Consider the following 12,530-nt stretch of genomic DNA (forward strand, 5'->3'; position numbering starts at 1 on the left):
CGCTGCGCAAAACCGCGCTGATCACGCTGGCCGTGCTCGCTGCCTTGGTCGCGATCTCCGCCTTAGCCTTCATGACGCTCGGCGCCAGAGGAAGCTGGTCCTTCGTGCTGAGCTTTCGCGGCACGCGGCTCGCCGCCATCGTCATCGTTGCCTATGCCATCTCGGTTTCGACCGTGCTGTTCCAGACCGTCACCGGAAATCGCATCCTCACCCCGTCGATCATGGGGTTTGATGCGCTTTACATCCTGCTGCAGACCGTGCTGGTCTTCACGCTCGGTGCTGCGGCAACCTCGGCCATCGATCCGCGTCTGATGTTCATCATCGAAGTGGCGGCGATGGTCGGTTTTTCGCTGCTGCTTTTCCGCTTCCTGTTTTCCGGCCATGCGCAAAACATCCACCTTCTGGTTCTGGTCGGCATCGTGCTCGGCGTGCTGTTCCGCAGCCTTTCCGGTTTTCTGCAGCGCATCATCAACCCGGATGATTTCGTCGTGCTGCAGGACCGGCTGTTTGCCAGTTTCAATATGACCGACAGTACACTTGTCGGTGTCTCGGCCTTGCTGGTGGCGGGTGTGACCTTTTTCATCTGGCGCATGCGCGATACGTTCGATGTGCTGATGCTGGGGCGTGACATGGCGATCTCGCTCGGCGTCGATTATCAGGCGGCGACGACGAAAATCCTGATCCTTGTCGCCATTCTGATTTCGGTATCCACGGCGCTGGTCGGTCCTGTCACCTTCTTCGGGCTGCTTGTCGCCAATCTTGCCTATCTGATCATCCCGGCAAGCCGGCATCGATATGTGCTGCCGGCCGCCGTGCTGATTTCGCTTCTCTGTCTCGTCGGCGGCCAGACCATTCTGGAGCGGCTGTTTGCTTTCGACACGGCGCTGTCGATCATCATCGAATTTGCCGGCGGGCTTTTCTTCATTGTTTTTCTTCTGAGAGGGCGTAACCGATGATCGAGATCGCCGGCGTCAGCAAATCCTATGGCAAGTCCGTCGTCGTCGACGGCGTGACGCTCAGCCTGCCCAAGGGTGGGCTGACCTCGATCATCGGGCCGAATGGTGCCGGCAAATCGACACTGATGTCGATGATCGCCCGACTGCTGCCGATGGATGCCGGGACCGTTCTGGTCGATGGGCTGGACGTCGCAAAGACCTCCGGGGACGTGCTGGCCAAGCGGCTCTCCATCCTGAAACAGGACAATCATCTCACGGCCCGCCTGACCGTCGCCGATCTCGTGACCTTCGGGCGATATCCCTACAGCAAGGGACGCCCGACGCTTCAGGATCGCGATCATGTCGATCGCGCCATCGCCTATCTGGGCCTTCAGGATTTCAAGGACCGCTTTCTCGATGAACTGTCTGGCGGCCAGAGGCAACGGGCCTTCGTCGCCATGGTGCTGTGCCAGGATACCGACTACATGCTGTTCGACGAGCCGCTCAACAATCTCGATATCAGCCATTCCGTGTCGATGATGAAGCTGTTGCGCAATTCCGCGCGCGATTTCGGCAAGACGGTCGTGGTCGTGCTGCACGACATCAATTTCGCCTCCTGCTATTCCGACCACATCGTCGTCATGCGCGATGGCAAACTGTTCCTGCAAGGCACGCCCTTGGAGATCGTGCGCGAGGACATCCTGTCGGATATTTATGCGACCGAATTCCGCGTGCATGAACTCGACGGCAATCGCATCGCGACCTTCTATTGATCCTTTCGACCGCTGAAAAAGGCGGCCAGTGCCTGAATGTCCTCGTCGGCCAGATTTTTGGCAATCGGTGTCATCAGGTGGCTGAACTCGCCGCCACCACGCACACCACCACGAAACAGGGTGAGCTGGCGTTTCAGGTAGGCAGCATTCTGGCCGGAAAGTTTCGGATAGGCGGGCTTTGCTCCGGCCTTGTCATGACAGCTCAGGCAGGCCGGTATCTTGTCGCCGGACCGGCCCTGTTCGGCGAGTTGGCGGCCTTTTGCCATGAGGTCGGGATCTGCCGGTGGTGTTTGTCTTGGGCGTAATGGCTGGCCGGCATAATAACGCGCCAGTTCCGGCAGACTGTCTTCCGGTAGCGTTCCGATCGCCACGTCCATGATGCCGCTTGGCCGCTTGCCGGCATGATAGGCTTTCAGGCTTTCCAGCAGATAGGCTTCGGATTGGCCGGTCAGTCGCGGAATGAGGCTGCCGTCATTCAGCTTGGCTTCCGCGTGACAGCTTTCGCAGGTGATCGGCAGCGGCGAGACTTCGCCGGCAGTGCCCATGCCATGCAGGCCGGATGCGGCGATATAGCTCGCCGCATCCATGTCCGGCAGCTTGCGCAGGAAAGCGACCATCGCCCAGACTTCGTCGTCGCGCGATTGTGTCGGCCAGGCCGGCATGCCGGTGAAGCGCACGCCGTGCTTGACGATCTCGAACAGTTCGGCGTCCGTCCATTTCGGCACCGCCTCTTTCAGGTCCGGCGGCGGCGGCAGCATGGCAAGCACTGCGGCGGAACGGCCTTGCGCTGGAGAGCCATGGCACCCGGCACAGCCGGTTTCGAAATGGCCGGCAGCGGGCGGCACCATTGCCGGATCATCGAGCGGCGGCACCTCGACGGATCTGGATGCGGTGCTGACGGAATTGCCCATGACCCAGTGCAGGAACCAGTCGGTGGCGGCCCAATGGCCGGTACTGGCGCGCACGCTCATCAGGCCCGACCAGGCAAAACCGAAGCCGAGCACGGGCGCCAGCACAGCAAGGATAATCACGTGTTTCCAGCGGATTTTCATCGTCCGTCCCTTTCGAGCGTAGGGGCGCGGTGATTGAGCATGCCGGCAAGCAGCGCCACGCCACCGGCGAGATAAACCACTGCCCCCACCAGAAGCATGATGACACCACCGGCCTGCTGGTCTGTCGCGCCGGTCAGCGGGATGCCGAAACAGGTCACGTCGCCTTCGCCGTATAGCGGACGGGGGGAGAGTGTCAGCAATGCGCCGAGCAGGGTCATGTGCATGGAAGTGAACAGCAGGCCGAGTACGCCGGCCAGTCTGCGCTCTTCGCGGCCGGTGGCGGCACCGCCGAGACAGGAGAGCCAGAGCGTCAGGCCCGCGGCGAGGAAAACCATCTGTTCAAGCGCTGCAAAGGCAAACGAGCTTTCGGAAAGCGCGCGCATGGCCGGGACATGCCAGCTCCAGACGGCAAAAAGCTCAAAGACGGAAGCGAGCATCGGCGTCAGCCAGCGCTGACCGATGGTGAAGTCGAAACGTGAACCCGACAGGCCAATGGCCATGAGCGGTGCCGCTGCCGCCACCACGCCCATATGCACGATCATGTGGACAGAAAAGGAGCTACGATCGGAAAAAGGAAGAATGCCCAGCCACAGAAGACCGAGGATAAAAACGCCGACGATGGTGGCGGCATGTTTCATGGCTGGCACTCGGCGATAAACATCAGCGGAATGGCGGCAAACAGAACGGCGACAAAGCTCAGCGCCGATAATAGCAGGGTGGCAAAACCTTGAAAAAGTGTTCGGGAATGGCGGGTAGGCTCGTCATGTGGCGGATCGTCCGCACCAAAACCCCACTGCCGCCAGGCAAGGTAGGTAGACAGAACGATCATCGCCAATGCCGCGATCGTCACGATCGCGAGCGTGATGCGTACCGAATTGAAGCTGAAGGAGGCCGGCAGCCGTTTGGCACAGAACACGGCGACCGTCGCGTAACAGGCAATGAAATGCAGCGCCCAGACGGTCGGTGCCGTAAACAGCGTCCAGAGCGTTTCGACTTCGCGCGGGATGAAACTCTTCATGATGCCACCAGCGGAAACAGGCCGATCACCGTGAATGTGACGATGGCGGTGAACGCCATGAAATGCCAGTAGAGCGTCACATTGCGGATATCCTGATCATACTCGCCCGTCATACGGCCGGCAAAGCTGCGGGCAAGGCAATAGAGCAGCATAATGATGCCGACCGCGCCATGCACGACGGTCCAGATCGCCACGATCCAAACGGTGGCCGGATAGACATTCGAGGTCGGGTCCATGCCATTGAGATAGGGGCCGGCGAGGCCCGCGAGCGAGGCGGCAATGGTGGCAAAGACGGCGGCAATGATCGCCAGCCGGCAGCCGAGCGTGCCCTTCTCGTTGAGTTCACGGGCCAGGACCGTCAGGCCCCAGGCGAGGAGGTAGAGGGCAAGGGCCAGCATCGGCCAGAACACGCCGGGACCGGCCGTCGCGGCGGTGTAATCGTCATGCACCGTCCAATAGAAGAAATACCCGAAGATCAGACTGGCAAAGGCCGTGCCGTCTCCGACCATGGTGATGAACATCGCCCACCACCCGACCGAGGCCGGGCCGGACACATAGATCGGCAGTTTCAGGCCGAGGCCGACATCGGCTTCCGGTGTTTCGGGAATTGGCGCTGTGCCGGTCCATAGCCAATAGAGGATGGCGATGAACGTGATGATGGCGCAGATAATGGTGGCGATCCACCAGTGGAAGGTGAGCGCGATGAATACGCCGCCCAGGGCCATGGCCGCGATGATCGTGACATAGGAAACGCCGCCCACCCGCATGCACTGGATCGGCGTGGCATCGAGAACCGAGGTCACCAGCGTTTCCCGCTTGCCGGATTTTGCATCGGGCAGATAAAAGCGTCCGGCCTCGATATCGGCCTGCAGGTTCGGCTGGTCCCAGAGCGGATAACGGCTGGTGATGATCGGCACCGACCGCATGCCCCAGTCTTCGGACGGGTCGTTGGTCCATTCCAGTGTGCCGGCATTCCACGGATTGAGGTTGCGTGTCGCCGGCTCCTTTTTCGGCCGCAGGATGTCGATGACGAAGGTCGCGACACCGGCGGCAAAGATGAAGGCGCCGATGGTGGATATCAGATTGAACAGGTCCCAGCCGAAATCCACCGGATAGGTGAAGACGCGCCGCGGCATGCCGCGCAGCCCGGAAAAATGCATGGGGAAGAAGGCGATGTTGAAGCCGGTGAACATCAGCCAGAACACCACCTTGCCCCAGGTGTCGGACAGTTTCTTGCCGGTCACGAAGGGGAAATAATAATAAATGCCGGCAACGATCGGGAAGAACATGCCGCCAATCAGCACGTAATGCAGGTGGGCAACGATGAAATAGGTGTCATGCGCCTGCCAGTCGAACGGCACCAGCGCCACCATCACGCCGGTCAGTCCGCCGATGACGAAGATGATCAGACCGCCTGCTCCGAACAGCATGGGCACGGAAAAGATCACCCGGCCGGCCAGCATGGTGGCGATGAACACGAAGATCTGCACGCCGGTGGGGATGGCGACGGCCTCGGAAGCGGCCGAAAAGAAGGCGAGCGAGATTTGCGGCAGGCCGGTGGTGAACATGTGGTGTACCCACAGGCCAAAGCTCAGGAAACCGGTGCCGACGGCGGCAAGCACAATCCAGGAATACCCGACGATCGGGCGCTGCGAAAAGGTCGGCACGATCATGGCCATGAGCGCGATGGCCGGCAGGAAGACGATGTAGACTTCCGGATGTCCAAAAATCCAGAACAGGTGCTGCCAGAGCAGCGGATCACCACCACGCGACGGATCGAAGAACGGCCAGTCGAACATCCGCTCCATTTCGAAGAGGATGTCGCCGGCGATCAGGGGCGGGAAGGCGAACAGGATCATACCGGCGACGATCAGCAGATACCAGGCGAACATCGGCATCATGTTGATGCGCATGCCGGGCGCGCGGCATTTCATGATGCCGACGATGATTTCGACGGCTGCCGCGATTGATGCCACTTCGATGAAGGAGAGGCCGAGCAGCCAGATATCGGCGCCGATGCCGGCATATTCCTTGTCGGTGGCCAGAGGCGGATACATGAACCAGCCGGCGTTCGGCGCCGCATTGAAGAAGATCGAACCGCAGACAAAAATGCCGCCAAGCAAAAAACTCCAGTAACCAAAGGCGGAAAGGCGGGGAAAGGGCAGTTCGCGTGCGCCGAGCATGGAGGGCAGAAGGAAGATCGCGATGGCCTCGAAGATCGGCACCGCGAACAGGAACATCATCACCGTGCCATGCAGGGTAAAAGCCTGATTGAACAGTTCCGCAGAAATGAAATCATTTTCCGGGACGACAAGCTGCAGGCGGATGAGGAGGCCGAGCAGGCCGGCAAACAGCATGAACACGAAGGCGGTAACGCCGTACCAGAGGCCGATCTCGCTATTGTTGACCGAGGTCCAGTAACGCCAGCCTTTTGGCGTTTCCCAGGTTTCGCGCAGCCTCTTTTCCTGGGCGGCGCGCTCCTCGGGCGAAAAATTTCCGAGTTCCACGCTCATCGAAGCCCCTTCAGATAGTCTGCGATACGGTTGGTTTCATTTTCAGGCAGCATGGTGAAATGCGGCATCTGGGCGCCCGGCTTGACGCTTTTCGGATCGCGGAGGAAACGGGCGATCTCGTCTGCGGAATTGCCGAGCGTGCCGGCGCCAACCGAACCACGTTCGCCAAAGGCGGTCAGATCGGGACCGATCGTGCCGCGCGCACCGGTGCCCGCAATCGTATGGCAGGCGGAACAGCCGTTTTCCAGAAACAGGGCCAGTCCTTCGGCATCCTTGCCCCCGGAGGAAGCGCGCCGCGCGGCCAGCCATTGTTCGTAGTCCGCAGGCTCCATCACCACGACGGTAAAACCCATCAACGCGTGCGAGGTGCCGCAGAATTCGGCGCAGACACCGCGATAGATGCCAGGCTTGTCTGCCTCCAGCGTCAATTGATTGCGTCGGCCGGGTATCATGTCCATCTTGCCACCCAGTACCGGGATCCAGAAGGAATGGATGACATCGGGCGAGGTGAGCGAAAAGACAACGCGTTCGCCGACGGGCATGCGTACCTCATTGGCGCTTTCGAATGCGATGGAACCGTCTTCATCGAGATATCGCACCCGCCACCAGAACTGTTCGCCGGTGACATCGATATGGCGCAGGCCATCGCCGCCCGACACCCAGGGTCGCACATTCGGCATCAGCCAGACGGCATAGGCCAGCAATGCGGCAAGGATGATGCAGGGCATAACGGCGCCACCCCAGAGGATGAGGCGTCCTGCACCTTCCTCGGAATGCACACGCTTCTTGCGGGCAGCGTAAAACAGGAGCGCGACCACGCCGACCCAGATGACAGCTCCGCCGACCAGCATGGTGAAGAACAGGGTAGCCACATCGCGGGCTTCGCGCCCGGCCGGGTCAAGCGGCGAGTGTGTGCCTGAACAGGAGGTGATGAAAGGACAGAGACAGAGGATGAAGAGGCCAGTTTTAACCGCCGGCCGCCGCGTGTGTGAAAAGACACTGCGGAAGGATATGGTCGATCGGGTTGGCCGGTGGTCACCGGTCAAGCGGTCATCGGTCATTTCACTCCATACCAATCCGTCCGGGGGCAAATTTCGGTTTCTGGCCAATGCGCCGTGCGCGCTTTGGTTCCGGCGCGCGGGCCGCCAAGGGCCAAGACCCTTGCGGCTGCCGCGGTTTGCCGTAAATGATGCCTTGCGATGTTAGCTCTCATCATCCGATTTGCGCGACTGCATCAGACGTGCCTCGCGCAATTTTTCGGTCTTCCGCTCGCGCGCCGCCGCTTCCGCTTCGATGATTTCGAAAGCGACCTGATTGGTCTGTTCGAACTTGGCGATTCTGTCGGCCAGTGCCATTGCTTTACCTCATTTTTGCCGCCCGCTTATTAACTAGGGCGGATATGAGGCGAGCCAAGCCAAAACCCCATTTTTGTACGAAACCGTGCAGAAAGATGTCTGGACACCGGAATGCAAAGCCGGCTCACCACCGACTATTTTTGGCACATGATGTTGCCGATCGTGTTCGATGCCCATATGCCGAAGCCTGATATGCCCGAGCAGATGATAGAGACGCATGAAAGTTCTGATTGTCGATGACGAAACCTTGGCGCGCGACGAGTTGAAGTCGGTCCTTGCCGGTCAGGCTGATATCGAAATCGTCGGTGAATGCGCCAATGCGATCGAGGGCATCGCCGCCATCAACCGGCTGTCGCCGACCGTCATGTTCCTCGATATTCAGATGCCGCAGGTGAGCGGGCTGGAAATGGTCGGCATGATCGATCCGGAAAAGATGCCGCAGATCGTATTCCTCACGGCTTACGAGGAATATGCGGTTCGCGCCTTCGAGGAAAACGCCTTCGATTACCTCCTGAAGCCCATTCAGGAGGAACGGCTGCAAAAGACGCTTGATCGGCTGCGTAGGGCAAAGGCCGTGGAGCAATCAAAACTGCTCGAAATCGTGCCGCCCTTACGTCATATCCCCTGCACGGGTCTCAACCGTATTCGGCTGATGAAGATCGAGGATGTCGAGGCGATTTTTTCGAAGCCGGGCGGCATCTATGTCATCGGTAATGACGGCGTGGAACACTTTACCGAGCTGACCTTGCGGACGCTTGAGGAGCGCACGCGACTGATCCGCTGCCACCGGCAATACATGATCAATCCCGAGCATATTCAGGATATCGCACTGGCCGAAAACGGTGCCGCCAATATCCTGACCTTGGGCGGTCGTTCCATTCCCGTCAGCCGCCGTTTCCTTGGATCGCTCAAAGAACAGCTCGGCATTCTCTGAAATTGCAAAAAACGAAACCCGGCGCATACGGGAAACATGCGCCGGGTCTTGAGGCTTCGGGAGGAATTGAAAGCCTCAGGGAAGCTCCTTATTCCGCGGGCGAAAGAGCGAGCCTTTCCGCTTCACCATTGCGACCGGTGCGCAGCATGTCCTTCCATTTGAACAGTGCCGAAACCAGGACGATGACACCGAGAACCATCATGATGATCGACAGGATGGCATTGACCGGGTTGTAGCCCTTGGCGGCTTCGTTCAGGTAAACGTTGGCGATCATCCAGTAGCCGGCATAGTTCACCGTGACGAACAGGTAGGCGAGCGGGATGAGGCAGGTCAGCATATAGATGCGCTTGGCCGACATGCGCAGGATGATGGTGGCGCCGATGGTCAGCCCAAGCGAGGCCATCATCTGGTTCGAGACACCGAACAGGGCCCAGACCGAGTTGATATCGCCCGAGTTGAGGAGATAACCCCAGAGCAGGCAGGCGACGATGCTGGCGAAGATCGAGCCGGGCATCCAGTTGATCTGTTTCATCGGAGCCCAGAGGTCACCAAGGATGTCCTGGATCAGGTAACGGGCAACACGGGTTCCCGAGTCGATGGCGGTCAGGATGAAGACGGCCTCGAACATGATGACGAACTGGAAGAAGTATGCGGCCAGCGTCTTGAACCACGGGATGCTGGTGAAGATTTCGGTCATGCCGACGGCGAGCGTTACGGCGCCGCCGGTGCGGCCGGCGAGATCCATGCCGATTGCGTCTTCGAGACGGGGCAGATCCTGAACCGTCATGCCGAGCGTGGCAAAGACTTCAGGCGAAGCGTTGATGGCAAAATAGTCGGCCATCGGCAGTGCCGTTGCGGCGATCAGGGCGAGGACCGCGACCAGGCATTCGACCAGCATCATGCCGAAGGCGACGGGGCGGATGTCGCTCCACTTGTCGACCAGTTTTGGCGTGGTGCCCGAGCCGATGAAGGCGTGGAAACCTGAGATGGCGCCGCAGGCAATGGTGATCGAGATGAAGGGCCAGACCGGGCCGGCCAGAACCGGGCCACCGCCATGGATGAAGTCGGTGAGGGCCGGCATCTTGATTTCGGGGTTGATGATGACGACGCCGACGACCAGAGCGGCAAACACGCCGATCTTGAGGAAGCTCGACAGATAACCGCGCGGGGTGAGCAGCAGCCACACCGGCAGCGCACTGGCGAGGAAGGCGTAGATCGGCAGCATGATGCCGAGCGAGCTATAGTGGAAGGTGAACCACTGGCCGAGCGCCGATTCCTGCACGTAAGGGCCGGCGAAAACCGAAGCGAGGATGGCGAAAAGGCCGACATAGGTGCCGATCTTGGCATTGCCGCCGAACTTTTCATACAGGCCGACAGCCATGGCGATCGGGATCGTCATGAAGACGGCGAACGTGCCCCAGGGGTTGCGTTCCAGCGCATGCACCACGACCATCGACAGGCCGGCCATCGTGATAGTGATGATGAACAGCATGGCGAGACCGGTGCACCAGCCGGCGACAGGCCCGAGCTCGGCCTTGGCGACTTCCGACAGCGACGAGCCCTTGTGTTTCATCGAGGCGAACAGCACGACCGTGTCATGCACCGCACCGCCGATGACGCAACCGACCAGCAGCCAGATCAGGCCGGGCAGATAACCGTATTGGGCGGCGAGAACCGGGCCGACCAGCGGGCCGGCGGCGGCGATCGCGGCAAAATGCTGACCGGCATTCACCCACTTCTTGGTGGGCACGTAATTGCGTCCGTCGGCAAGCGTGTGCGACGGGGTGACTTCGCTGTCGTCGACGCCCAGAACCTTGCGAACGAAGAAGATACCGTAGAACCGGTAGCAGATCGCAAGAATGCAGGCGGTACCGATGACCATTGTCAGGGCGTTTGCCATGTCTTGTCCCTCCTTAGGATGGCCTGAGGCTACTCTCGAGGGAAAAAGGCGGGAGGGGGTGTTTGGCCGAGCGGTGTTATGGCGGCCTGAGCGGTCGGTAATCCGGGATGAGCGGTGGCGGATTTTCGTGGCTTGCGGCACTATCCCCAGCCAGAGATGACATAGGTCAAATTTCGCAGGAAAAGCAGGGCATTAAACGATTAGATTTTTGTCAATTCCGGCACGGATTCGTGGGCCGCATGATGGTGCGTATCGACCATCGGCACACGTAAGCTGATGCGGGTGAAGACGTCGCGCTCCACATCGACGTTGATGCCATAGGCATCGCCAAAATAACCCTTGGTACGCCGGTCGACGATGTTCATGCCAAGCCCGCCATCGGATGTTGTCTTGCGCTCGAAAAGACCGGCATTGTCCGTCACCGCCACCAGCAGGTCGTCACCCTCGCGCCGCGCCGAGATGGTGATGCGTCCTTCGCCGATCACCTGTGAAGTGCCGTGCTTGATGGCGTTTTCGACAAGCGGCTGCAGCGAAAAGGCCTGCAGATGCACCTGTGCCAGTTCCTCCGGCACATCGATCTCGATCTGCAGGCGTTCCTGGAAACGCGCCTTTTCGATCTGCAGATAGGCGTTGACGTGTTCGATCTCGTCGGAAAGCGTGACCACATCGCTGGTGCGCTTGAGGTTCTTGCGGAAGAAGGTGGAGAGGTTCTGCACCAGCTTTCGCGCTTCAGCGGGATCAATGCGGATGATGGCCGACAGCGTGTTCAGCGTGTTGAACAGGAAATGCGGATTGACCTGCGCATGCAGGAGCTTGATTTCCGATTGCGACAACATCTGCTTCTGTCGCTCGTAACGGCCGGCGAGGATTTGTGCCGAGAGCAGGCGTGCGACACCTTCACCCAGCGCACGGTTGAAAGTGGAGAACAGTTTTGTCTTCGGCTCGTAAAGCTTGATCGTGCCGATCACCGCATCGTCCTCGCCCTTCAGCGGAATGACGAGAGAGGCGCCGAGCCGGCAGTTGGGATCGATCGAGCATTGATAGCTGACCTCGTTGCCATCGGCATACATGACCTTGTTCTCGGCGATCGCCTCCATGGTCTGCGCCGAGGTGATTTTGCGGCCGGGCAGGTGGTGATCGGCACCGATGCCGATGAAAGCGAGGATCTTTTCACGGTCGGTGATGGCGACGGCGCCGACATTGGCCTCTTCATAAAGAATGCGGGCGACCTTGGTGCTGTTTTCGGCGTTGAACCCGTTGCGCAGCACGCCTTCGGCGCGTTCGGCAATCTTCAGCGCCTTGCCGGAAAAGATCGTGGAATGGGTTTCGAACAGTTTTCGCCGGTCGCCGAGGATGTTCATGAACATCGCAGCGCCCACCGTGTTGGCGACGATCATCGGAAGCGCGATGGTTTCGACCAGATGCACGGAGTTCACGAAGGGCTGGGCGACCACGAGAATGATCGACATCTGCACGATTTCGGCAAAGAAGGTCACGCCGGCGATCAGCAGTGGCTTGAACAAAAGGTCGGTGCGCCTGTGGCGCAGAAGATAGCTGTGCACCAGTCCGCCGATCAGACCCTCTGCTGTGGTCGAGATGGCGCAGGCAAGCGCGGTGTAACCACCCAGTGAATAACGGTGCATGCCGCCGGTCAGGCCGACCGCCAGCCCCACCATCGGCCCGCCAAAAATGCCGCCGAGGACGGCGCCGATGGCGCGCGTATTGGCGATCGCCTCGTCGATGTGGAGGCCAAAATAGGTGCCCATGATGCAGAACATCGAGAAGATGACGTAACAGGCCATCTTGCGCCACGGACGCACCGTCACCTGCATCAAAGGCAGGAAAAGCGGCGTCTTGCTGAACAGATAGGCGATGACGAGATAAACGCACATCTGCTGCAGCAGGCCGATGACGAGGTTGGTCCAGCCGAAGCTCATGATCTGCCTTTGCGCGAAAGAAACTCGAGATGGCCAGACGGCCGTTCGGCTCAAGACATAACCCATATCCGCCCGAACCTGCATGCGGCAATGCGTCAGCCGCTCCATCGATC

11 protein-coding genes are annotated in these 12,530 nt (G+C 59.9%); 3 read left to right on the forward strand and 8 right to left on the reverse strand.

The window, feature by feature from the left end; genetic code table 11:
* Positions 1 to 2 precede the first annotated feature (2 nt).
* On the forward strand, positions 3 to 956 hold the full coding sequence (locus tag ACRQ1B_RS13745; RefSeq protein ID WP_432294604.1) for an iron chelate uptake ABC transporter family permease subunit: 954 nt from the start codon (positions 3 to 5) through the stop codon (positions 954 to 956).
* Complete coding sequence (locus ACRQ1B_RS13750; protein ID WP_432294244.1) at positions 953 to 1,708, forward strand: iron ABC transporter ATP-binding protein; 756 nt, start codon at positions 953 to 955, stop codon at positions 1,706 to 1,708. Before ACRQ1B_RS13745 ends, ACRQ1B_RS13750 begins: the two co-directional genes overlap by 4 nt.
* On the opposite strand, the gene ACRQ1B_RS13755 is transcribed toward ACRQ1B_RS13750, so the two are convergent.
* From ACRQ1B_RS13755 to ACRQ1B_RS13780, 6 genes are all read right to left on the reverse strand, one after another.
* Positions 1,702 to 2,760, reverse strand: a complete 1,059-nt coding sequence (locus tag ACRQ1B_RS13755; protein ID WP_432294245.1) for a c-type cytochrome — start codon at positions 2,758 to 2,760, stop codon at positions 1,702 to 1,704. The genes ACRQ1B_RS13750 and ACRQ1B_RS13755 overlap by 7 nt on opposite strands.
* Positions 2,757 to 3,398: a cytochrome c oxidase assembly protein gene (locus tag ACRQ1B_RS13760; RefSeq protein ID WP_432294246.1), complete on the reverse strand. Its 642-nt coding sequence runs from the start codon at positions 3,396 to 3,398 to the stop codon at positions 2,757 to 2,759. Before ACRQ1B_RS13760 ends, ACRQ1B_RS13755 begins: the two co-directional genes overlap by 4 nt.
* Positions 3,395 to 3,778, reverse strand: coding sequence for a hypothetical protein (locus ACRQ1B_RS13765; protein WP_432294248.1), 384 nt, complete (start codon positions 3,776 to 3,778; stop codon positions 3,395 to 3,397). Before ACRQ1B_RS13765 ends, ACRQ1B_RS13760 begins: the two co-directional genes overlap by 4 nt.
* Positions 3,775 to 6,291 (reverse strand): cytochrome c oxidase subunit I, encoded by a 2,517-nt coding sequence (ctaD, locus tag ACRQ1B_RS13770; RefSeq protein ID WP_432294250.1) that lies wholly within the window; start codon positions 6,289 to 6,291, stop codon positions 3,775 to 3,777. Before ctaD ends, ACRQ1B_RS13765 begins: the two co-directional genes overlap by 4 nt.
* A complete protein-coding gene (gene coxB, locus ACRQ1B_RS13775) occupies positions 6,288 to 7,352 on the reverse strand; it encodes a cytochrome c oxidase subunit II (RefSeq protein WP_432294252.1) in 1,065 nt (354 codons plus the stop codon). The genes ctaD and coxB overlap by 4 nt, the downstream gene beginning before the upstream one ends.
* Before the next feature lie 141 nt (positions 7,353 to 7,493).
* Complete coding sequence (locus ACRQ1B_RS13780) at positions 7,494 to 7,646, reverse strand: hypothetical protein (RefSeq protein ID WP_432294254.1); 153 nt, start codon at positions 7,644 to 7,646, stop codon at positions 7,494 to 7,496.
* 217 nt (positions 7,647 to 7,863) lie between these two features.
* Between ACRQ1B_RS13780 and btsR the strand changes: the two genes are divergently transcribed.
* Positions 7,864 to 8,580, forward strand: coding sequence for a two-component system response regulator BtsR (gene btsR / locus ACRQ1B_RS13785; protein ID WP_432294255.1), 717 nt, complete (start codon positions 7,864 to 7,866; stop codon positions 8,578 to 8,580).
* A gap of 88 nt (positions 8,581 to 8,668) precedes the next feature.
* Here btsR and ACRQ1B_RS13790 read toward each other — a convergent pair whose 3' ends face one another.
* Entirely contained in the window at positions 8,669 to 10,480 is a 1,812-nt protein-coding gene (locus tag ACRQ1B_RS13790; protein ID WP_432294257.1) for a carbon starvation CstA family protein, read from the reverse strand.
* 200 nt (positions 10,481 to 10,680) lie between these two features.
* Positions 10,681 to 12,417, reverse strand: a complete 1,737-nt coding sequence (locus ACRQ1B_RS13795; protein WP_432294259.1) for a LytS/YhcK type 5TM receptor domain-containing protein — start codon at positions 12,415 to 12,417, stop codon at positions 10,681 to 10,683.
* Between the last annotated feature and the right edge of the window lie 113 nt (positions 12,418 to 12,530).

It is taken from the genome of Endobacterium panacihumi, from assembly GCF_050847465.1.
GTDB classification, from domain to species: Bacteria; Pseudomonadota; Alphaproteobacteria; order Rhizobiales; family Rhizobiaceae; genus Neorhizobium; species Neorhizobium panacihumi.

Excerpts from the sequence above, each read along its gene's own strand:
- btsR (WP_432294255.1), top strand. The coding sequence starts at position 7,864 with ATGAAAGTTCTGATTGTCGATGACGAAACCTTGGCGCGCGACGAGTTG.
- ACRQ1B_RS13795 (WP_432294259.1), bottom strand. The coding sequence starts at position 12,417 with ATGAGCTTCGGCTGGACCAACCTCGTCATCGGCCTGCTGCAGCAGATG.
- coxB (WP_432294252.1), bottom strand. The coding sequence starts at position 7,352 with ATGACCGATGACCGCTTGACCGGTGACCACCGGCCAACCCGATCGACC.
- ACRQ1B_RS13765 (WP_432294248.1), bottom strand. The coding sequence starts at position 3,778 with ATGAAGAGTTTCATCCCGCGCGAAGTCGAAACGCTCTGGACGCTGTTT.
- ctaD (WP_432294250.1), bottom strand. The coding sequence starts at position 6,291 with ATGAGCGTGGAACTCGGAAATTTTTCGCCCGAGGAGCGCGCCGCCCAG.
- ACRQ1B_RS13760 (WP_432294246.1), bottom strand. The coding sequence starts at position 3,398 with ATGAAACATGCCGCCACCATCGTCGGCGTTTTTATCCTCGGTCTTCTG.
- ACRQ1B_RS13750 (WP_432294244.1), top strand. The coding sequence starts at position 953 with ATGATCGAGATCGCCGGCGTCAGCAAATCCTATGGCAAGTCCGTCGTC.
- ACRQ1B_RS13755 (WP_432294245.1), bottom strand. The coding sequence starts at position 2,760 with ATGAAAATCCGCTGGAAACACGTGATTATCCTTGCTGTGCTGGCGCCC.
- ACRQ1B_RS13790 (WP_432294257.1), bottom strand. The coding sequence starts at position 10,480 with ATGGCAAACGCCCTGACAATGGTCATCGGTACCGCCTGCATTCTTGCG.
- ACRQ1B_RS13780 (WP_432294254.1), bottom strand. The coding sequence starts at position 7,646 with ATGGCACTGGCCGACAGAATCGCCAAGTTCGAACAGACCAATCAGGTC.